We start from the raw sequence: 19,968 nt of genomic DNA on the forward strand, positions 1-19,968 counted from the left end.
CCCCGGGGGGCGACCCTCGGCCCCGAAAGAGCTCGAATGAGCTTGTACCACCTTGGAGGTGAGGGTGTCCCAGATCGCAGGCGAGCCCGCGACGAAGGACTTCGTGGAAGTCCGGCTGCCCGCCGCGGGTGCCTACCTGTCGGTGCTGCGCACGGCCACGGCCGGCCTCGCGGCCCGTTTGGACTTCACCCTCGACGAGATCGAGGACCTGCGCATCGCGGTGGACGAGGCCTGCGCGATCCTGCTGCAGCAGGCCGTCCCCGGCTCGGTGCTCAGTTGTGTCTTCCGGCTCATCGACGACTCGCTCGAGGTGACGGTCTCCGCTCCGACCACGGACGGTCACGCTCCGTCACGGGACACGTTCGCGTGGACCGTGCTCTCGGCGCTGGCGGGCAAGGTCGACTCCACCGTCGCCGAGGACAAGACCGTTTCGATCAGCCTCTACAAACAGCGCGGCGCGGGACCCGGGCCGGCGTGAGGGACGGGGACGGGCCGGTGCGGGACGAAGAGCGCGGCACACGGGGGCTTCCCGCCGGGCGCGTCGACGGCCTCGACGCGCCGAGGCGCGTGGCGGAGGGCGTCGACGGCATCCCCGAGCAGGCCCGGCCGCACCCGGACGACGGCACAGCCTCCCGGGCCGGGGATCCCCCCAGCCCGAACGAAGCCGAGAACGCGGGGGACGCGCCGGTCGACGAGGACGGACAGGAGAAGCTCCCCGGCCGGGACGAACGGCAACGGGATCCGGAGGGTGCCGCGCGGAGCACGTCCTCGGAAGGGCGGCGGCTGGTGACGGGCGGGACTATGAGCGAGCAAGAACAACACGACAAGACAGCTGCGCAGAACGTGCAGAGCGCGCAGGCCACGCAGCACGGGCCGAGCGTCCAGCACATCCAGCACGACCCGAAGGACCCGCAGGACCGCAGCGGGGCACGGGCGATGTTCATCGAGCTGCGCAAGCTGCCGGACGGCAGCGCCGAGTACGCGGAGCTGCGCAACCAGCTGGTCCGCATGCACCTCCCGCTCGTCGAGCACCTCGCGCGCCGCTTCCGCAACCGCGGGGAGCCGCTGGACGACCTGACCCAGGTCGCCACCATCGGCCTGATCAAGTCGGTCGACCGGTTCGACCCGGAGCGCGGCGTCGAGTTCTCGACGTACGCGACTCCGACGGTGGTCGGCGAGATCAAGCGGCACTTCCGTGACAAGGGCTGGGCGGTCCGCGTGCCGCGCCGCCTCCAGGAGCTGCGCCTCGCGCTCACCACGGCGACCGCGGAACTCTCCCAGCAGCACGGGCGTTCGCCCACGGTGCACGAGCTCGCCGAGAAGCTGGCCATCTCGGAGGAAGAGGTCCTGGAGGGTCTGGAGTCCGCGAACGCGTACTCCACGCTGTCCCTGGACGTTCCCGACACGGACGACGAGTCCCCGGCCGTCGCCGACACACTCGGCGCCGAGGACGAGGCGCTGGAGGGCGTCGAGTACCGGGAGTCGCTGAAGCCGCTGCTGGAGGACCTTCCGCCGCGCGAGAAGCGGATCCTTCTCCTTCGTTTCTTCGGCAACATGACGCAGTCGCAGATCGCGCAGGAGGTCGGCATCTCCCAGATGCACGTCTCCCGTCTCCTGGCCCGCACCCTCGCCCAGCTCCGCGAAAAGCTGCTGGTGGAGGAGTAGCCCACCCCGTACGGCAGGGCGGCCGCAGCGGGGCACGGTCCAGGGGCCGGTCGTACGCCGGGGCCCGGCGGCTACCCTTCAGGGGTGAGCGCTGAGCAGACCCCCGCCCCCGACGCGTCGACCGCGCGGCCCCGTCCCGGACGGCTGACCGCCGCGGCGGCGCTGGCCGCGCTCGAGGGGCTCGCCCTGGCCGCGGGAGGCGTCTACCTGTTCGTGCAGGGGCTCACCGGATCTCCCGACGACCGCCGGCAGGCCGTCACCGGCGGCGTGACACTGATCGTGCTCGCGCTGCTGCCCCTGCTGGCCGCGCGCGGGCTGCTGCTGCGCCGCAGATGGAGCCGGGGCCCCGCGGTCATCACCCAGATCCTGGCCCTGCCCGTCGCCTACAACCTGCTCCAGGCCGACAGCGTCGCCATCCCGGCGGGCATCGTCCTCGCCGTCGTCGCGGTCGCGGCACTGGTTCTGCTCGTGAGCCCGGCGACGACGGCGGCGCTGGGCATCCGCGGTCCCGGCGGCGCGGAGGAATCCCAGCGGCCCTGACGCGCCAGGGCCGCCGCACCCGCCCGACGTGCGCGGCCGGCCCGTGCCGCGCCTCCGGGCCGGCGGCGTACCCCGTTCCTGTCCGCTCTCCCCGTGTCGAGACTCACGCCCTCATCTCTTACCCGATCCCTACCTCGGTCTGGGACGAGTACCGCACGGTAGGTACGCTGCTTCGCATGCGTGCACTTCTCGTGGTCAATCCGGCAGCAACCACCACAAGTGCGCGCACGCGCGACGTCTTGATCCACGCGTTGGCGAGCGAGATGAAGCTCGAGGTCGTCACCACCGAGTACCGCGGGCACGCCCGGGACCTGGGCCGGCAGGCCGCGGAGGGCGAGGACATAGAACTGGTCGTCGCACTCGGCGGCGACGGCACCGTCAACGAAGTGGTGAACGGTCTGCTGCACAACGGCCCCGGACTGGACCGCCTCCCCCGCCTCGCCGTGGTCCCCGGCGGCTCCACCAATGTCTTCGCCCGCGCCCTCGGCCTGCCCAACGACGCGGTGGAGGCCACCGGCGCCCTGCTGGACGCGCTGAGGGAGAACCGCGAGCGCACGGTCGGCCTCGGTCTCGCCGCGGGCACCCCCGGCACCGAGGACGAGTCCGTCCCCTCCCGCTGGTTCACGTTCTGCGCGGGACTCGGCTTCGACGCCGGGGTGATCGGCCGGGTCGAGCAGCAGCGGGAGCGCGGCAAGCGCTCCACGCACGCCCTGTATTTGCGCCAAGTGGTACGTCAGTTTCTGGACGAACCTCACCGCAGGCACGGAACGATCACCCTGGACCGCCCCGGCGAGGACCCGGTCACCGATCTCGTCCTGTCCATCATCTGCAACACCTCGCCCTGGACGTTTCTCGGCAATCGTCCGGTGTACGCGTCGCCTAAGGCCTCGTTCGATACCGGGCTCGACGTACTCGGCCTCAGCCGCATGTCGACGACCGCGGTGGCCCGGTATGCCACCCAGTTGCTCACTTCGTCCCCCGAGCGCGGTCCGCACGGAAAGCACGCCCTGTCCCTGCATGACCTGACCGACTTCACCTTGCATTCGAAGGTGCCGCTCCCCCTCCAGATGGACGGCGACCACCTGGGACTGCGCACGAGCGTGACGTTCACAGGCGTACGCCGTGCACTGCGTGTGATTGTGTGAGTGGAAGGCCTCAAAGTCCTTTCACTCGAACGTTTAGACCAGGGTCCACCCCATGGAAGTACGGCTGTGACCTAGTCGACACCGAGGAATCAAAAAAAACTTTCCAGAAGGGGTTGTATCCGCCGCTGAGGTTTGCGAGTCTCTACGTGGCGCTCGGGACGGCCCGCAACATCGGCCCCACAGAGCGCCAGAACCCCTCCTCAAATCACAGGACCACACCAGTCCGTCTGGTAGTCGGCCCTTCACTTGTTGAGGGATTCGTGAAAGCGTTCACATTCACAAGCAACGTGCATGTAATACCAAGGAGAGGTAGCAGCCATGGACTGGCGTCACAACGCCGTTTGCCGCGAGGAAGACCCCGAGCTCTTCTTCCCCATCGGCAACACCGGTCCTGCGCTGCTGCAGATCGAGGAAGCCAAGGCCGTCTGCCGCCGCTGCCCCGTCATGGAGCAGTGCCTGCAGTGGGCGCTCGAGTCCGGCCAGGACTCCGGCGTCTGGGGTGGCCTCAGCGAGGACGAGCGTCGTGCGATGAAGCGCCGCGCCGCCCGCAACCGGGCCCGTCAGGCCACCGCCTGACACCCCACCCCGCAACGAGCCTGAGCTTGGCGGCGCGTACAGCGCGTACGCATCTCCCGCCCCCGAGCCGCAGCGCGCAGTACCCCCGATGCTCCCCCCGAACTCTCGACACACGCTCGAGCAGGGGGTACCCCCATCGCAACGTAAGCAGAGGCCCCGGACCGAACGGTCCGGGGCCTCTGTCATGCGCCGCCGCCGTGCGCCCCGTGCCGTCGGGGCGCGGCGGCCGCGCTACTTGCTCGCCCGCACCGGAATGTCCAGGATGACCTGCGTGCCGCGCTCCGGGGCCGGCACCATGTCGAACGTGCCGCCCAACTCGCCCTCCACCAGGGTCCGTACGATCTGCAGGCCGAGGTTGCCCGAGCGGTGCGGGTCGAAGCCCTCCGGCAGACCGACACCGTCGTCCTGGACGGTGACCAGCAGACGGGTCTCCTTGGTGGTGCCGCCCCGGACCGCCGAGACCTCGACCGTGCCCCGGTCGCCCTCCCGGAAGCCGTGCTCCAGCGCGTTCTGAAGGATCTCGGTGAGGACCATGGAGAGCGGTGTCGCGACCTCCGCGTCCAGCACCCCGAAGCGGCCGGTGCGACGGCCGGTGACCTTGCCGGGCGAGATCTCGGCGACCATCGCGAGCACCCGGTCGGCGATCTCGTCGAACTCCACCCGCTCGTCCAGGTTCTGAGACAGCGTCTCATGCACGATCGCGATCGATCCGACCCGCCGAACGGCTTCCTCCAGGGCCTCCCGGCCGCGCTCCGACTCAATACGCCGGGCCTGCAGGCGCAGCAGTGCCGCCACCGTCTGGAGGTTGTTCTTGACGCGGTGGTGGATCTCCCGGATCGTCGCGTCCTTGGTGATCAACTCCCGCTCGCGGCGGCGCAGTTCGGTGACGTCGCGCAGCAGGACCAGGGAACCGACCCGGGTGCCCTTGGGCTTCAGCGGGATCGCCCGCAGCTGGATCACCCCTTCGGCGCTCTCGATCTCGAACTCGCGGGGCGCCCAACCGCTCGCGACCTTGGCCAGCGCCTCGTCCACCGGTCCGCGGGACGGTGCGAGTTCGGAGGTGGTCACGCCGAGGTTGTGGCCCACCAGGTCGGAGGCGAGGCCCAGCCGGTGGTACGCAGACAGTGCGTTCGGGGAGGCGTACTGCACGATGCCTTCCGCGTCCAGGCGGATCAGCCCGTCGCCCACGCGCGGCGAGGCGTCCATGTCGACCTGCTGGTCGGGGAACGGGAAGGAGCCGGCCGCGATCATCTGGGCGAGGTCGGAGGCGCTCTGGAGATACGTCAGTTCCAGCCGGCTCGGGGTGCGCACGGTGAGGAGGTTGGTGTTGCGCGCGATGACGCCGAGGACGCGCCCCTCCCGCCGTACCGGAATGGACTCGACCCGCACCGGCACCTCCTCCCGCCATTCGGGGTCGCCCTCGCGCACGATGCGGCCCTCGTCGAGCGCGGCGTCCAGCAGCGGGCGGCGGCCCCGCGGGACCAGATGGCCCACCATGTCGTCCTGGTAGGAGGTCGGACCGGTGTTGGGACGCATCTGCGCCACCGAGACATAGCGGGTGCCGTCCCGGGTGGGGACCCACAGGACGAGGTCGGCGAAGGAGAGGTCGGAGAGCAACTGCCACTCCGAGACCAGCAGATGCAGCCACTCGAGATCGGAGGCACCGAGAGCGGTGTGCTGGCGTACGAGGTCGTTCATGGAGGGCACATGTGCGAGCGTACCCGGGGGTTAGACCCCGGTCCGAAAACACCCGCGGGCCGCGGCGCCTGGGAGGGACCCTCAACCCTCCCGGCACCGCAGCCCGGAGCAGCAACGGCCGTGGGGTGTGCGGTCCCGGTCGGCCGATGGAGAGGACCCGGAGCAGTCAGGGCAGAGAGCGCCGGTTCCTCGGTCCGTCTTCCTGTGCGGGGAAGACGGAGGCTTGTTCAGTTGATGCGGCGGCACTGTGGGCCACGGACGCCTACCGAACATTGTGGACTAGACCACGTTCCCGCGTCCATGAGCCGACGGATGTTTGTTGTTGTCACTTCATCGAACTTCCCACGACATCCACCATGCAGACTAGCCCGCTTCGGCCCCCGGCGGGGGCCGGTTCTGGTCATGTGCGGGGCCGAACGGGGGTCATACGCGTCACTCGCCGCGACGGGCGGGAAGGACGGGAACGACGGTGGCCCGAGGGGGACGGAGGCCGGCGCCGCGTCCGCGCAGCCGGCCGGGCACGGGGCACGGCGTCCCGCCGGTCGTCCCACGACCACGGGCGGACCATCTTTGCTAGATTGGTCTACACCACATGTGTTCCCTTCGGTTCCCGGCGAGCCCCTCCCCAGATCGGCAGGCCCAGCGTGGAAGTTGTCATCGTTCCGGACGCCAAGGCGGGCGGCGAGCTGATCGCCGAGGCCATGGCGCAACTGCTGCGGCGCAAGCCCGACGCCCTGCTCGGCGTGGCCACCGGCTCGACCCCGCTGCCCATCTACGAGGCGCTGGCGGCGCGGGTCGGCTCCGGCGCCGTGGACGCCTCGCGGGCCCGGATCGCCCAGCTCGACGAGTACGTGGGGCTCCCCGCCGAGCACCCCGAGTCCTATCGGTCGGTGCTGCGGCGCGAGGTGCTCGAGCCGCTCGGGCTGGACATGGCCGCGTTCATGGGCCCGGACGGCGCGGCGCGGGACGTCCAGGCCGCCTGCGTGGCGTACGACAGGGCGCTGGCCTCGGCCGGCGGGGTCGACCTGCAGATCCTCGGCATCGGGACGGACGGGCACATCGGTTTCAACGAACCGTGCTCCTCGCTCGCCTCGCGGACCCGGATCAAGACGCTGACCGAACAGACCCGGGTCGACAACGCGCGGTTCTTCGGGGGCGACATCGAGCAGGTGCCGCACCACGTCATCACGCAGGGCATCGGCACGATCCTGGAGGCCCGGCACCTGGTGCTGCTCGCCACCGGTGAGGGCAAGGCCGACGCGGTCGCCGCGACCGTGGAGGGTCCGGTCGCCGCGGTGTGTCCGGCCTCGGCACTCCAGCTCCACCCGCACGCCACGGTCGTCGTGGACGAGGCGGCGGCGTCCGAGCTGAAGCTCGCGGACTACTTCCGGCACACCTTCGCGAACAAGCCTGACTGGCAGGGGATCTGAGGGCTGTCCCGTGACGGGTGCGGCACCGGCCCGCGGCGGACGAAGGCGCCGGGCCCCTGTTCGACAGGGTGCCCGGCGCCTTCGTGTGCGCGGGTCGGGGGTCGGCTACTCCCCCGCGATGACCTCCGCCGCCGCCCGGCCGCAGACCCGGGCCGCGCCGTGCGTCGCGATGTGCGGGGCGCCCCGCGGCGGCGCCTGCGGGACGCCCATCTCCACGACGATCGTGTCGGGGCGGGCGGCCAGCAGGATGTCGAGGGCCGTCGCCATCCAGGCGTGCCGGTGTTCGTCGCGGACGACGGCGACGATCCGCCGGGAGCCCGCGGCGGCCAGCACCTCGGCGCCCGCGTCGTCGCCCGCGAAGCCGCCGGTCTCCGTGCCGGGCACCAGCCGGGCCAGTTCGGCGGCGACACCCCAGGGGGTCTCGTCACCGACGGCGATGTTCGCGACCGGCGTGAGCGCGGCCACGTAGGGAGCGCCGGTGAGCGGGGTGTACGGCGCGGAAGAGGTGACCCGCAGCGCGCGCCGGGCGGCGATCAGCCCGATCTCGGCACCGCCGCCCCCCGGACCACTGCCGTTCGCACCGCCGCCCGCACCCGTACCGCTCGGGCCGCCCCCGGAACCCGCGCCCTCCGCACCCCGTGCCGACGCGTCCGTCGTCCACCGGGCCAGCGCCCGGACCCGTGCCGCCGCGTCCGCGAGCCGCTCCTCGGCCAGTTCGCCGGTGCGGACCGCCGAGACGAGGGCGTCGCGCAGCCGTCGTACCGTCTCGTCGTCCGCGAGGCCGCCGCCCACACAGATCGCGTCCGCGCCGGCCCCGATGGCGAGGACGCTGCCCCGCTCGATGCCGTACGTCGCGGCGATGGCCTGCATCTCCATGCCGTCGGTGACGATGAGTCCCTCGTAGCCGAGTTCCTCGCGGAGCAGGCCGGTCAGGATGCGGCGGGAGAGCGTGGCCGGGCGGTCCGGGTCCAGGGCCGGGACCAGGATGTGCGCGCTCATCACCGCACGGGTGCCCGCGGCGATCGCGGCCCGGAACGGCGCGAGTTCGCGCGCCTGGAGGACCGGCAGGCCGGCGTCGATGCGCGGCAGGGCGTGGTGCGAGTCCACCGCCGTGTCGCCGTGCCCGGGGAAGTGCTTGGTGCAGGCCGCGACGCCGGCGGACTGGAGGCCGGTGACATAGGCGGCGGTGTGCCGGGCCACCAGATCGGTGTCGGCACCGAAGGACCGTACGCCGATGACCGGGTTGCCGGGGTTGGAGTTCACGTCCGCGGACGGGGCCCAGTTGAGGTTCACCCCGCAGGCCGCCAGGCGCCGGCCGAGTGCCGAGGCCACCTCCCTGGTCAGCTCCACGTCGTCCACCGCGCCCAGCGCGTGGTTGCCGGGATAGGAGGAGCCGGACCGGACCTCCAGACGGGTGACGTCGCCGCCCTCCTCGTCGATGGCCACGAGGACGTCGTCGCGCTCCGCCCGCAACTGGGCCGTCAGCGCGGAAAGCTGTTCGGGCGACGCGATGTTCCGGCCGAAGAGGCCGACCGAGGCGAGGCCCTCACCGAGCCGGCGCAGCAGCCAGTCGGGGGCCGTGGTCCCCGTGAAGCCGGGCTGCAGGACGGTCAGCGCGTCGCGTGTCAGGTCATCCTTGTCCGCGTTGGACGCGGCTGCTCCGCTGGCGAGTGTCGTCATCGGGGGCGTTATCCCTTCACGGCGCCCGCGGTCAGCCCCGCGGCCATCTTGCGCTGGACGATGAGGAAGAGGACGACGATCGGCACGGCCATCATGGTGGCGCCGGCCATCATCGGGGCGTACTCGGTGCCGTGCTTGGTGGTGAAGTTGCCGAGCCAGACGGTGGCGGTCTGGTTCTTCTGGCTCATCAGCATCAGGGCGTAGAGGTACTCGTTCCACGCCTGGATGAAGGCGTACACCGAGGTGGCCACCATGCCGGGGGCGAGGAGCGGGAAGACCACCCGTACGAAGGCGCCGGTACGGGAGCAGCCGTCGACCATGGCCGCCTCCTCCAGTTCCTTCGGGATGTTGACGATGAAGCCGCGCAGCGTCCACACCGTGAAGGGCAGGATGAAGGTCAGGTAGGTGACGATCAGGCCGGAGAGCTTGTCGTACTGATCGAGGTCGTTGAGGAGCAGGAAGACCGGGATGATCATGGCGACCAGCGGGATCATCTGGACGGCCAGGATGCCGACGATCACGATCTTGCGGCCGCGGAAGGCGAAGCGGGAGATGGCGAGCGCCGCGAGCATGCCCACCACGACGCCGATCAGGACGACCGACAGGGACACGATCAGGCTGCGGCCGACCGGGCCCCAGAAGTCCGCGATGTCCAGCGCGCGGCGGAAGTTGTCGAGCGTCACCCCGGTGGGGAACAGGCTCGGATCCGGGTCGATGGCGTCCTTCGCGGGCTTGAACGCCGTGTTCAGCATCCAGTAGACCGGGAAGCCCGCGGTGACGAAGACGAGCAGGCCGAGGACGTTCCAGCCGAGCTTGGACCTGCGGGGTCCGGAGGGCGTACGCCTCGGTGTGGCGACGGCGCTCATTCGACCTCTCCGATCTTGAGCATCTGGCGCATGTAGACGGCGACCACGCCGAGCAGGAGCAGCACGGTCAGCAGGGCGATCGCCGATCCCTGGGCATAGTCGTTGACCACGAACGCGCGGTCGTAGGAGTAGGTGGTGAGCAGCTGGAACTCGGCCTCGGGGTGGCCGCCGCGCATCACGAAGACCTGCGGGAAGACTCCCATGTCCCAGATGACGGAGAGCGTCGTCAGCATCACGACGATCGGCTTGAGGATGGGGAGCGTGACGTAGCGGAAGACCCCCCAGGCGCCGGCGCCGTCCAGGCGGGCCGCCTCCTCGAGTTCCTTGGGTACCTGGGTCAGTCCCGCGCCCAGCGTGATGACGACGAAGGGCACCGCGCCCCACACCACCAGCAGCATGATCACCGCCAGGCCCTGTGGACCGCTGGCGAACCAGTTGTGGCCCACCATGTCGACGCCCGGCAGCTTGCTCAGCAGCGCGTTGAAGACGCCGTAGTCCGAGTCGAAGAGCCACTTGAAGACGGTGGTGGCCACGATGATCGGCATGCCCCAGCTGGCCACCAGCACGATGTTGACGAGCGTCTTGACCCAGCCGGAGACGCGCTGGAGGAGCAGCGCGATCAGCATGCCGGCGACCATCGTGAAGACGACGGACCCGGCGGCGAAGACGATCGTGCGCAGGACGACGGCCCAGAACTCGCCGTCGCCGAGCACCTTGGTGAAGTTGTCGAAGCCGACCGACTCGGCCGGCTGGAAGCCCCAGAGCTGGGACTGGCCGAACTTCTGGAAGGACAGGGTGACGAGCCGGACCAGGGGGTAGCCCATGACCAGCGCGAGGATCAGCAGACAGGGGGCGAGCAGGGCCCAGGGGGTGGCGCTTGCGCCGGGAGCCCGCTTCCTGCGTGGCGCTCTGGTGGCCGCCGGTGGCGATGCCTGCCGCGCCGGTGGCGCCTTGGTCGGGGTGGTCGTCTCTGCGGCACTCATCGCGCGCTCCTCAGCGGTCCCTCAGGTCGTACGAGAAGCAGGGCCCCGTCCCCGGAACTCCCCGGGGTCCGACGGGGCCCTGCGCTCAGGTCACTTGGTGTTGATGACCTTGTCGATCGCGGCGTCCGCTTCCTTCGCGGCGGCCTCCACCGACTTCTTGCCGGTGCCGATGCTCTGCAGCATCGTCTGCAGGACCTGGGCCTTCTCGACCTGGCCCCAGCCCGGTGCCATCGGCACGAACCAGCTGCTCTCGGCCGCGGTGGCCGGGACCACCGTCGCCGGGTCGTTCTTGAGGGTCGCGAGGTCGGTCTTGTTGTTGGGCAGGTTGCCCTTGGCCATCAGGCCCTTCTGGCCCTTGGTGCCCGTGAAGGCGTTGATCCACTCACCGGCGAGGGCCTGCGCCTTGGACTTCACCGGGATGGCGAGGTCGGAGCCGCCGAGGAAGACGGGCAGGTTCTTGCCGGACGGGCCGGGCATCACGAAGTTCTCGAGGTTGCCCTTGAGCTTGCCGGTCTTGTCGCTCTTCGGGTCCTCGGCGGTCGCGCCCTCCCAGGCGGCACCGAAGATCATGGCGGACTTGCCCTGGCCGTAGACGATGTAGCGGTCGGACTCGTCCTTGGTCTTGTCGCCGTGCATGTACTTGTCGACGACGTTCTTGAACTCGGTGAGTCCCTTGACCGACTCGGGCGAGGAGAGGTTGGCCTTCCACTGGCCGCCCTCGTCCGTGGCGATGGAGCCGCCGGCGTCGTAGACGAAGGACATCGCGGCGTACCAGTCGCGGGTGGGCTGGTACCAGGCGTTGAACTTGTTCCCCTCCTTCTTCTGGATCTTGTCCAGGTCGGAGGTGAGCTCCTGGTACGTCTTCGGGGTCGCCTTGATGCCGGCCGAAGCCGCCACGTCCTTGCGCCAGTTGCCGACGCGGCCACCGGCGTAGTACGGCACGCCGTAGGTCTTGTCCTCGTAGGTGACCGACGTCTTGAGGCCGTCCAGCCACCCGGCCGAGTTGTCGAACTTCGTGGGGTCGACGGGGGCGAAGGCTCCCTTGACCATGTAGCCGAGCATCTCGGAGTTGCCCATCTCGACCACGTCGGGGGCCTTGTCCGTGGCGAGGACGGCGTCGAGCTTGGTGTTCTTGTCCGGCCAGCCGTAGTACTCGTGGTTGATCTTGACGCCCGGGTGCTTCGCCGTCACCGCCGCGTCCGCGGCCTTGACCAGTTCGGGCCAGTTGTTCTGCGCGTCCACCGTGAGCCAGACGGTCAGCTCCTTGGCGTCCGCGCCCTTGTCCGACCCCCCGGACTTGTCGTCACTGCCCCCGCACGCCGCGATGGAGACCATCATGCCCGCGATACCGATCGCAGCTGCCAGCTTCCGCTTCACGCCACCCTCCTCAGGGATGCCACAAACCCCCCTGCCCACCGCGGTGACACACGCCGAATCGCTGCCGATTACTGCCCGTGGGGCTGGGACCTGGACCAATGGTGTAGACCAGTACGGGGAGCTTGGCCTAGACCTAGAGGGGTGTCAAGGGTGTGTAAGCCAGGCCGACCGTCCGTTATGGGACCTACATATGCAAGGACCTTTAAGTAGGTAAGTGACATAAAAGGCAGGGCTGTTCACGAACCCCGTGCGCGCGATGGACTAGACCAACAGGTACACCGACGGTATATAGAGGGGATCACGGAGCGTGCGGGAGACACTCGCACACGAAGCCGTGCCACGATGTGACCCGTGACCGGCGGGATGCCGGTCGCTTCGGCACCCGGAGCCGGGAAGGCAGAGCATGAGCACCGACGTCAGCAGTGCGGAGAACGAGGGTGGGGCCCCCATCCGTACCGCGCGCGTGCCCAAGTACTACCGCCTGAAGAAGCACCTGCTCGACATGACGGACACCCTGCCGCCCGGCACACCCGTGCCACCCGAGCGCACCCTCGCCGCCGAGTTCGACACCTCACGCACGACCGTGCGCCAGGCCCTCCAGGAACTCGTCGTCGAGGGCCGTCTCGAACGCATCCAGGGCAAGGGCACCTTCGTCGCCAAACCGAAGGTCTCCCAGGCGCTCCAGCTCACCTCGTACACCGAGGACATGCGCGCCCAGGGCCTGGAACCCACCTCGCAGCTCCTGGACATCGGCTACATCACCGCCGACGAGACCCTCGCGGAACTGCTCGACATCTCGGCCGGCGGCCGGGTGCTGCGCATCGAGCGGCTGCGCCTGGCCAGCGGCGAGCCGATGGCCATCGAGACGACCCACCTGTCCGCGAAGCGCTTCCCCGCCCTGCGCCGGTCGCTCGTCAAGTACACCTCTCTCTACACCGCGCTCGCCGAGGTGTACGACGTCCACCTCGCCGAGGCCGAGGAGACCATCGAGACCTCGCTGGCCACCCCGCGCGAGGCCGGACTGCTCGGCACCGACGTCGGTCTGCCCATGCTGATGCTGTCCCGGCACTCGATCGACCGGCAGGGCGAACCGGTGGAGTGGGTGCGCTCGGTGTACCGGGGCGACCGCTACAAGTTCGTGGCCAGGCTCAAGCGCCCGCAGGACTGAGACGCCGGTCCCCCGAGGTCCGGGGGACCGGCGGTACCCCGGACGACCTGCCGTACCACTTCGCGTTCACGTTCGAGGCACGGTCCCGGCCGGGGCGCGGCGGAATCGGTTCGCGACGCGGCCGGCGCCGCTCCGGGCCGTCGGGGCGATGCCCGGCCCCGTACGGGAGTTCACCGGCCGCTCCGCCCGCGCTCCCGCACACCAACCCTCCACATCCACCGCCCGGGATGGGGTTCCATAAAGCGGAACCGTCGCCTAGATTTCCTGCGCATTGCACAGGTGACCAGCGAGGGGACGGAGCCGCCCATGTCAGACGTGCCGGAAGCGAAACCACCGGTGGTGAGACCGGTCCGGGTGGTGACACCGGTCCGCGTGGTGATCGCCCTCTGCCTGATCGCCCCGTTCGTGGCCATGTTGTGGGTCGGTTCGTACGCGAAGGTCGACCCCACCTTCATCGGCATCCCCTTCTTCTACTGGTACCAGATGCTGTGGGTGCTCCTCTCGACCGTCCTCACCGTGACCGCGTACCAGCTGTGGCAGCGTGACCAGCGCGCCCGCGCCACCACGAAGGGCGGTGCCGACGCATGAACGACGGCGTGAACGGCGTGGCACTCACCGTCTTCATCATCTTCTTCGTGGCCGTCACGGTCATGGGCTTCCTGGCCGCGCGCTGGCGCAAGGCCGACAACGAGCACAGCCTCGACGAATGGGGCCTGGGCGGACGGTCGTTCGGCACCTGGGTCACCTGGTTCCTGCTCGGCGGCGACCTCTACACGGCGTACACCTTCGTCGCCGTACCGGCCGCCATCTACGCGGCGGGCGCGGCCGGCTTCTTCGCCGTGCCGTACACGATCCTGGTCTACCCCCTGGTCTTCACGTTCCTGCCCCGCCTGTGGTCCGTCTCGCACAAGCACGGCTATGTGACGACGTCGGACTTCGTACGCGGGCGCTTCGGCTCCAAGGGTCTGTCCCTCGCCGTGGCCGTCACCGGCATCCTCGCGACCATGCCGTACATCGCGCTCCAACTGGTGGGCATCCAGGCCGTGCTGGACGTGATGGGCGTCGGCGGCGGCGAGAACACGAACTGGTTCGTCAAGGACCTCCCGCTGCTCATCGCCTTCGGCGTACTGGCCGCGTACACCTACTCCTCGGGCCTGCGCGCCCCCGCCCTGATCGCGTTCGTGAAGGACACCCTGATCTACATCGTGATCGCGGTGGCCATCATCTACATCCCGATCAAGCTGGGCGGGTTCGACGAGATCTTCCACTCGGCGAGCGAGAAGTACGCCGCGGCCGGCGCGGGCGGGATCGTACCGGCCCAGGCCGGGCAGTGGACCTACGCCACCCTGGCGCTCGGCTCCGCGCTCGCCCTGTTCATGTACCCGCACTCGATCACCGCGACGCTGTCCAGCCGCAGCCGTGAGGTGATCCGGCGCAACACCACGATCCTGCCGCTCTACTCCCTGATGCTGGGCCTGCTCGCCCTGCTCGGCTTCATGGCGATCGCGGCCGGCGTGAAGGTCACCAACGGCCAGCTCGCCATCCCGCAGCTCTTCGAGGACATGTTCCCGGACTGGTTCGCGGGGGTGGCCTTCGCCGCGATCGGCATCGGAGCGCTCGTCCCCGCGGCCATCATGTCCATCGCGGCCGCGAACCTCTTCACCCGCAACATCTACAAGGACTTCATCAAGCCGGACGCGACCCCGCAGCAGGAGACGAAGGTCTCCAAGCTGGTCTCGCTCCTGGTGAAGGTGGGCGCGCTGGTCTTCGTCCTGACGATGGACAAGACGGTCGCCATCAACTTCCAGCTCCTGGGCGGCATCTGGATCCTGCAGACCTTCCCGGCCCTGGTCGGCGGTCTGTTCACCCGCTGGTTCCACCGCTGGGCGCTGCTCGGCGGCTGGGCGGTCGGCATGCTCTACGGCACGCTCGCCGCCTACGGGGTCGCCTCACCGACGCAAGCGCACTTCGGCGGCAGCTCGAAGGAGATCCCGGGGATCGGGGAGATCGGATACATCGGCCTGACGGCGTTCGTCATGAACGTGGTGGTCTCCGTCGTCCTCACCTTCGCCCTGCGGGCCTTCAAGGCGCCCGACGGCGTGGACGAGACGTCACCCGCGGACTACACGGCGGACGCCGGCGACCCGGGAGTCCAGGTCGAACTGCCCCCCGCCACCGCGGAGGCGGGCCACTAGGGCCTGCCGGACGTCGCGAGGCAGGCGGGACCTCCGCGACACGTCCTGGACCGCGTCCGACGGTTCCCGTCGGGCGGGAACGGCCGGGCGCGCCCCGGGACAGCGCAGCGGCGAGCGGGCCGTCGGAGGAAAATCCGGCGGCCCGTCGCCGTGTCCCTGATGCACACTCCCGGCATGGACATCGTCATCAGGCCGGCGCGGCCGGAGGAGTACCCCGGCGTCGGCGAGATCACCGTGCGGACCTATCTCGGGGACGGGCTGCTCGACTACGGGGAGAGCGACCCGTATCTCGGAGAGCTGCGGGACGTCGCGAAGCGGGCCGCCGCGGCCGAGGTGCTCGTCGCGGTCGAGGGGGAACGGATCCTCGGCGGCGTGACGTTCGTCCCCCGGGGCGGGCCCATGGCCGACATCGCGCGGCCCGGCGAGGCCGAGATCCGGATGCTCGCCGTCGCCCGCGAGGCCCGCGGCCGGGGTGCGGGAACGGCCCTCGTGGGCGCCTGCGTCGACCGCGCACGGGCCACCGGGGGCTGCGCGCGCGTGGTGCTGTCCACCCAGCGCACCATGCGCGCCGCCCACCGCCTCTACGAACGCCTCGGCTTCACCCGCACCCCCGAGCGCGACTGGAACCCGGTTCCGCACCTCGACGACATCTTCCTCCTCACCTACGAGTTGACCCTCGGGCACACTCCGTAGCGCCCCCCGAAGCCGACACGGCACAACATGTGGGGGTGCTTCCTCAGCCCGGCACTAGATGTATGCTCATGCTCGCTGTCGTCGCAGGGGAATCCGGTGCGAATCCGGAACTGTCCCGCAACGGTGTACTTGTGCGCATTCGCGCACGGGCTTCAGTCCGAGGACCTGCCGACAGCGTGCCCCGGCCAGCCGGCCGGGCGCCGACGACGTCCGGGCCTCGTGGAATGGGCCGGTGGACGCACGCGTACCCGTAACGGAGTCGCGTGTCCCGCTGCCCTCCGCCAGGCCCCGTGCCGAGCGAGGGAGAGCCCCAAGTGACCATCGCGCCAGCCGACCCGGTTTCAGTTTCCGCCCAGCAGGCCCCGGTGGAAGCGGAGTCCGCGCAGCGGGCCCCGGTGGAGACGGACGGTCCCGGTACCACGCTGCTGCGTACCCTGACCGACTTCACCGCCGACCTCCCCGGCGCCGACCCGGGCCGGGTCGCCGCCGCCGCCCTGCGCGGCCGGTCCACGCACGCGGACGACGCGGAGCTGCGCGAGCTGGCCACCGAGGCGGCCGCGGGCCTCATCTCCGAGGACCCCGTGTACTCGCGGCTGGCCGCCAGGCTGCTGACGGTCGGCATCGCGGAGGAGGCCGCCTCGCAGGGCGTCACGACGTTCTCCGAGTCCATCACCACGGGCCGGCGCGAGGGTCTGATCGCCGACCGCACGGCCGACTTCGTCGATCTGCACGCGGCCCGGCTGGACGCGCTGATCGACACCGCGGGCGACGACCGCTTCGGCTATTTCGGCCTGCGCACCCTGCACAGCCGCTACCTGCTCCGGCACCCGATCACCCGCAAGGTCATCGAGACCCCCCAGCACTTCATGCTCCGGGTGGCGTCCGGCCTCGCGGAGGACGACACGGCCCGGTCGGTCGACGAAGTGGCCGCGCTCTACGGCCTGATGAGCCGGCTGGACTACCTCCCCTCCTCCCCCACGCTCTTCAACTCCGGTACGCGGCACCCGCAGATGTCGTCCTGCTACCTCCTCGACTCCCCGCTGGACGAGCTCGACTCCATCTACGACCGCTACCACCAGGTCGCGCGCCTGTCGAAGCACGCGGGCGGCATCGGGCTGTCCTACTCCCGCATCCGCTCCCGCGGTTCACTGATCCGCGGCACGAACGGGCACTCCAACGGGATCGTCCCGTTCCTGAAGACCCTCGACGCCTCGGTCGCCGCGGTGAACCAGGGCGGCCGGCGCAAGGGCGCCGCCGCGGTCTACCTGGAGACCTGGCACTCCGACATCGAGGAGTTCCTGGAACTGCGGGACAACACCGGCGAGGACGCCCGGCGTACGCACAACCTGAACCTCGCGCACTGGATCCCGGACGAGTTCATGCGCCGGGTCGACGCCGACGCGCAGTGGTCCCTCTTCTCCCCCTCCGACGTGCCCGGTCTGGTCGACCTGTGGGGCGCCGAGTTCGACGCGGCGTACCGCGCGGCGGAGGCGAAGGGCCTGGCGAAGAAGACCATCCCGGCCCGTGACCTCTACGGCCGCATGATGCGCACCCTGGCGCAGACCGGCAACGGCTGGATGACCTTCAAGGACGCCGCCAACCGCACGGCCAACCAGACGGCGGAGCCGGGCCACACCGTGCACTCCTCGAACCTGTGCACCGAGATCCTGGAGGTCACGGACGACGGGGAGACGGCCGTCTGCAACCTCGGCTCGGTCAACCTCGGCGCGTTCGTCGACACGACGACCGGTGACCTCGACTGGGCACGGCTGGACGAGACGGTCCGTACCGCCGTCACCTTCCTCGACCGTGTCGTCGACATCAACTTCTACCCGACCGAGCAGGCGGGCCGGTCGAACGCCAAGTGGCGCCCCGTCGGCCTCGGCGCGATGGGCCTCCAGGACGTCTTCTTCAAGCTGCGTCTGCCCTTCGACTCGCCCGCCGCCCGCGCGCTCTCCACCCGCATCGCCGAGCGCATCATGCTCGCCGCCTACGAGGCCTCCGCCGACCTCGCCGAGCGCAACGGTCCGCTGCCGGCCTGGGAGAAGACCCGTACCGCCCGCGGTGTGCTGCACCCCGACCACTTCGCCGTCGAGCTGAACTGGCCGGAGCGCTGGGCGGCGCTGCGGGAGCGCATCGCCGCGGTCGGCATGCGCAACTCGCTCCTGCTCGCCATCGCCCCCACCGCGACGATCGCGTCCATCGCGGGCGTGTACGAGTGCATCGAGCCGCAGGTCTCGAACCTCTTCAAGCGCGAGACGCTGTCCGGTGAGTTCCTCCAGGTCAACTCCTACCTGGTGGCCGAGCTGAAGAAGCTCGGGGTGTGGGACGCGCAGACCCGGGAGGCGCTGCGCGAGTCGAACGGCTCGGTGCAGGGCTTCACCTGGGTGCCGCAGGACGTCCGCGACCTGTACCGCACGGCGTGGGAGATCCCGCAGCGCGGCCTCATCGACATGGCCGCGGCCCGCACCCCGTTCCTGGACCAGGCCCAGTCGCTGAACCTCTTCCTGGAGACGCCGACCATCGGCAAGCTCTCCTCGATGTACGCGTACGCGTGGAAGTCGGGCCTGAAGACGACGTACTACCTGCGCTCGCGTCCGGCGACCCGTATCGCCCGTGCCGCCCAGGCGCAGGCCCAGCCCGAGAAGACCATCCCCCTCCAGCAGGTCGCCGACCCCGACGCCGTCGCCTGCTCCCTGGAGAACCCCGAGTCCTGCGAGGCCTGTCAGTAATGAGCTCCACCGAGAAGAACCTGCTCGACCCGGGCTTCGAACTCACCCTGCGTCCCATGCGCTACCCGGACTTCTACGAGCGCTACCGGGACGCCATCAAGAACACCTGGACCGTCGAGGAGGTCGACCTCCACTCGGACGTCGCCGACCTGGCGAAGCTGTCCGAGGGCGAGCAGCACATGATCGGCCGGCTGGTCGCGTTCTTCGCGACGGGCGACTCGATCGTGGCGAACAACCTCGTCCTGACGCTGTACAAGCACATCAACTCCCCCGAGGCGCGCCTCTACCTCTCGCGCCAGCTGTTCGAGGAGGCCGTGCACGTCCAGTTCTATCTGACCCTGCTGGACACCTATCTGCCCGACCCGGAGGACAGGACGGCGGCCTTCGCGGCCGTCGAGAACATCCCCTCCATCCGGGAGAAGGCCGAGTTCTGCTTCAAGTGGATGGACTCGGTGGAGAAGCTGGACCGCCTGGAGACCAAGGCCGACCGGCGCCGCTTCCTGCTGAACCTCATCTGCTTCGCCGCGTGCATCGAGGGCCTCTTCTTCTACGGAGCCTTCGCCTACGTCTACTGGTTCCGCAGCCGGGGTCTGCTGCACGGTCTGGCGACGGGCACCAACTGGGTGTTCCGCGACGAGACGATGCACATGTCCTTCGCCTTCGAGGTCGTCGACACCGTCCGCAAGGAGGAGCCCGAGCTCTTCGACGACCAGCTCCAGCAGCAGGTCACCGACATGCTGCGGGAAGCCGTGGAGGCCGAGCTGCAGTTCGGGCGCGACCTGTGCGGTGAAGGGCTGCCGGGCATGAACACCGAGTCGATGCGCCAGTATCTGGAGTGCGTCGCCGACCAGCGCCTCCAGCGTCTCGGTTTCGCCCCGGTCTACGGCTCCGAGAACCCCTTCTCCTTCATGGAGCTCCAGGGCGTCCAGGAACTGACCAACTTCTTCGAGCGCCGTCCTTCGGCGTACCAGGTCGCCGTGGAGGGCTCGGTCGGCTTCGACGAGGAGTTCTGACCGCTCCTGAACGGGCCTTCGGGTGACGGGGCCGGGCCGCGTGCGCGGCCCGGCTTCGTCACGTCCGCCCCCAGCCACGCCAATCCCCGTTCCAATCCCCGCCTATGGAGCGGCAAAGTTCTTCGGGCGTGACTGTTCGTGTGCCGTCCGTCCCGGTTACGTTCTGGCCGTCCCGCCGTGCCACGCACCGTGGCATCCCTGGACGAT

General features: G+C 69.9%; 17 protein-coding genes and 1 riboswitch. Of the genes, 12 read left to right on the forward strand and 5 right to left on the reverse strand.

The window, feature by feature from the left end:
- The first annotated feature begins 64 nt into the window (after positions 1 to 64).
- The 5 genes from OG199_RS15805 to OG199_RS15825 all read left to right on the forward strand — a co-directional run bounded on the left by OG199_RS15805 (position 65) and on the right by OG199_RS15825 (position 3,926).
- The gene (locus OG199_RS15805; RefSeq protein ID WP_054228129.1) at positions 65 to 478 is read left to right on the forward strand and encodes an anti-sigma regulatory factor; all 414 of its coding nucleotides are present in this window, start codon (positions 65 to 67) and stop codon (positions 476 to 478) included.
- The gene (locus OG199_RS15810; protein WP_401799568.1) at positions 475 to 1,665 is read left to right on the forward strand and encodes an RNA polymerase sigma factor SigF; all 1,191 of its coding nucleotides are present in this window, start codon (positions 475 to 477) and stop codon (positions 1,663 to 1,665) included. The genes OG199_RS15805 and OG199_RS15810 overlap by 4 nt, the downstream gene beginning before the upstream one ends.
- An 84-nt stretch (positions 1,666 to 1,749) precedes the next feature.
- The gene (locus tag OG199_RS15815; RefSeq protein ID WP_356799673.1) at positions 1,750 to 2,205 is read left to right on the forward strand and encodes a hypothetical protein; all 456 of its coding nucleotides are present in this window, start codon (positions 1,750 to 1,752) and stop codon (positions 2,203 to 2,205) included.
- A 176-nt stretch (positions 2,206 to 2,381) separates the two neighbouring features.
- Positions 2,382 to 3,350: a diacylglycerol kinase family protein gene (locus OG199_RS15820; RefSeq protein WP_356799671.1), complete on the forward strand. Its 969-nt coding sequence runs from the start codon at positions 2,382 to 2,384 to the stop codon at positions 3,348 to 3,350.
- Between the two features lie 318 nt (positions 3,351 to 3,668).
- Positions 3,669 to 3,926, forward strand: a complete 258-nt coding sequence (locus OG199_RS15825; protein ID WP_006380970.1) for a WhiB family transcriptional regulator — start codon at positions 3,669 to 3,671, stop codon at positions 3,924 to 3,926.
- A 231-nt stretch (positions 3,927 to 4,157) separates the two neighbouring features.
- Here the strand turns inward: OG199_RS15825 and OG199_RS15830 are convergent, their stop codons facing one another.
- On the reverse strand, positions 4,158 to 5,624 hold the full coding sequence (locus OG199_RS15830) for a PAS domain-containing sensor histidine kinase (RefSeq protein ID WP_356799714.1): 1,467 nt from the start codon (positions 5,622 to 5,624) through the stop codon (positions 4,158 to 4,160).
- A 644-nt stretch (positions 5,625 to 6,268) separates the two neighbouring features.
- Between OG199_RS15830 and nagB the strand changes: the two genes are divergently transcribed.
- Entirely contained in the window at positions 6,269 to 7,054 is a 786-nt protein-coding gene (gene nagB, locus OG199_RS15835) for a glucosamine-6-phosphate deaminase (protein WP_356799669.1), read from the forward strand.
- 105 nt (positions 7,055 to 7,159) lie between these two features.
- Here the strand turns inward: nagB and OG199_RS15840 are convergent, their stop codons facing one another.
- The 4 genes from OG199_RS15840 to OG199_RS15855 all read right to left on the reverse strand — a co-directional run bounded on the left by OG199_RS15840 (position 7,160) and on the right by OG199_RS15855 (position 11,960).
- Positions 7,160 to 8,734, reverse strand: a complete 1,575-nt coding sequence (locus OG199_RS15840) for a glycoside hydrolase family 3 N-terminal domain-containing protein (RefSeq protein WP_356799667.1) — start codon at positions 8,732 to 8,734, stop codon at positions 7,160 to 7,162.
- 8 nt (positions 8,735 to 8,742) lie between these two features.
- Positions 8,743 to 9,600 (reverse strand): carbohydrate ABC transporter permease, encoded by an 858-nt coding sequence (locus OG199_RS15845; RefSeq protein WP_356799665.1) that lies wholly within the window; start codon positions 9,598 to 9,600, stop codon positions 8,743 to 8,745.
- Positions 9,597 to 10,583, reverse strand: coding sequence for a sugar ABC transporter permease (locus tag OG199_RS15850; RefSeq protein ID WP_356799663.1), 987 nt, complete (start codon positions 10,581 to 10,583; stop codon positions 9,597 to 9,599). The genes OG199_RS15845 and OG199_RS15850 overlap by 4 nt, the downstream gene beginning before the upstream one ends.
- Positions 10,584 to 10,673: 90 nt before the next feature.
- A complete protein-coding gene (locus OG199_RS15855; RefSeq protein WP_356799661.1) occupies positions 10,674 to 11,960 on the reverse strand; it encodes an extracellular solute-binding protein in 1,287 nt (428 codons plus the stop codon).
- A 403-nt stretch (positions 11,961 to 12,363) separates the two neighbouring features.
- On the opposite strand from OG199_RS15855, the gene OG199_RS15860 reads away from it, so the two are divergent.
- From OG199_RS15860 to OG199_RS15885, 6 genes are all read left to right on the forward strand, one after another.
- Positions 12,364 to 13,128, forward strand: a complete 765-nt coding sequence (locus OG199_RS15860; RefSeq protein WP_148010391.1) for a GntR family transcriptional regulator — start codon at positions 12,364 to 12,366, stop codon at positions 13,126 to 13,128.
- Positions 13,129 to 13,434: 306 nt separating this feature from the next.
- Complete coding sequence (locus tag OG199_RS15865; protein ID WP_356799659.1) at positions 13,435 to 13,716, forward strand: DUF3311 domain-containing protein; 282 nt, start codon at positions 13,435 to 13,437, stop codon at positions 13,714 to 13,716.
- Complete coding sequence (mctP, locus tag OG199_RS15870; protein ID WP_356799657.1) at positions 13,713 to 15,323, forward strand: monocarboxylate uptake permease MctP; 1,611 nt, start codon at positions 13,713 to 13,715, stop codon at positions 15,321 to 15,323. Before OG199_RS15865 ends, mctP begins: the two co-directional genes overlap by 4 nt.
- A gap of 174 nt (positions 15,324 to 15,497) precedes the next feature.
- Positions 15,498 to 16,016: a GNAT family N-acetyltransferase gene (locus tag OG199_RS15875; RefSeq protein ID WP_405829976.1), complete on the forward strand. Its 519-nt coding sequence runs from the start codon at positions 15,498 to 15,500 to the stop codon at positions 16,014 to 16,016.
- Positions 16,017 to 16,048: 32 nt separating this feature from the next.
- Positions 16,049 to 16,204: riboswitch (cobalamin riboswitch) on the forward strand.
- 126 nt (positions 16,205 to 16,330) lie between these two features.
- A complete protein-coding gene (locus tag OG199_RS15880; RefSeq protein WP_405829978.1) occupies positions 16,331 to 18,748 on the forward strand; it encodes a ribonucleoside-diphosphate reductase subunit alpha in 2,418 nt (805 codons plus the stop codon).
- Entirely contained in the window at positions 18,748 to 19,761 is a 1,014-nt protein-coding gene (locus OG199_RS15885; RefSeq protein ID WP_356799653.1) for a ribonucleotide-diphosphate reductase subunit beta, read from the forward strand. The genes OG199_RS15880 and OG199_RS15885 overlap by 1 nt, the downstream gene beginning before the upstream one ends.
- The last annotated feature ends 207 nt before the right edge of the window (positions 19,762 to 19,968 follow it).

The sequence above is a fragment of the Streptomyces sp. NBC_01176 genome, assembly GCF_045039825.1.
Taxonomy (GTDB): domain Bacteria; phylum Actinomycetota; class Actinomycetes; order Streptomycetales; family Streptomycetaceae; genus Streptomyces.

Coding starts and splice junctions, on each gene's coding strand:
- OG199_RS15875 (WP_405829976.1), top strand. CDS start 15,498: ATGGACATCGTCATCAGGCCGGCGCGGCCGGAGGAGTACCCCGGCGTC.
- OG199_RS15865 (WP_356799659.1), top strand. CDS start 13,435: ATGTCAGACGTGCCGGAAGCGAAACCACCGGTGGTGAGACCGGTCCGG.
- OG199_RS15850 (WP_356799663.1), bottom strand. CDS start 10,583: ATGAGTGCCGCAGAGACGACCACCCCGACCAAGGCGCCACCGGCGCGG.
- OG199_RS15845 (WP_356799665.1), bottom strand. CDS start 9,600: ATGAGCGCCGTCGCCACACCGAGGCGTACGCCCTCCGGACCCCGCAGG.
- OG199_RS15840 (WP_356799667.1), bottom strand. CDS start 8,734: ATGACGACACTCGCCAGCGGAGCAGCCGCGTCCAACGCGGACAAGGAT.
- OG199_RS15830 (WP_356799714.1), bottom strand. CDS start 5,624: ATGAACGACCTCGTACGCCAGCACACCGCTCTCGGTGCCTCCGATCTC.
- OG199_RS15820 (WP_356799671.1), top strand. CDS start 2,382: ATGCGTGCACTTCTCGTGGTCAATCCGGCAGCAACCACCACAAGTGCG.
- OG199_RS15885 (WP_356799653.1), top strand. CDS start 18,748: ATGAGCTCCACCGAGAAGAACCTGCTCGACCCGGGCTTCGAACTCACC.
- OG199_RS15860 (WP_148010391.1), top strand. CDS start 12,364: ATGAGCACCGACGTCAGCAGTGCGGAGAACGAGGGTGGGGCCCCCATC.
- OG199_RS15825 (WP_006380970.1), top strand. CDS start 3,669: ATGGACTGGCGTCACAACGCCGTTTGCCGCGAGGAAGACCCCGAGCTC.
- mctP (WP_356799657.1), top strand. CDS start 13,713: ATGAACGACGGCGTGAACGGCGTGGCACTCACCGTCTTCATCATCTTC.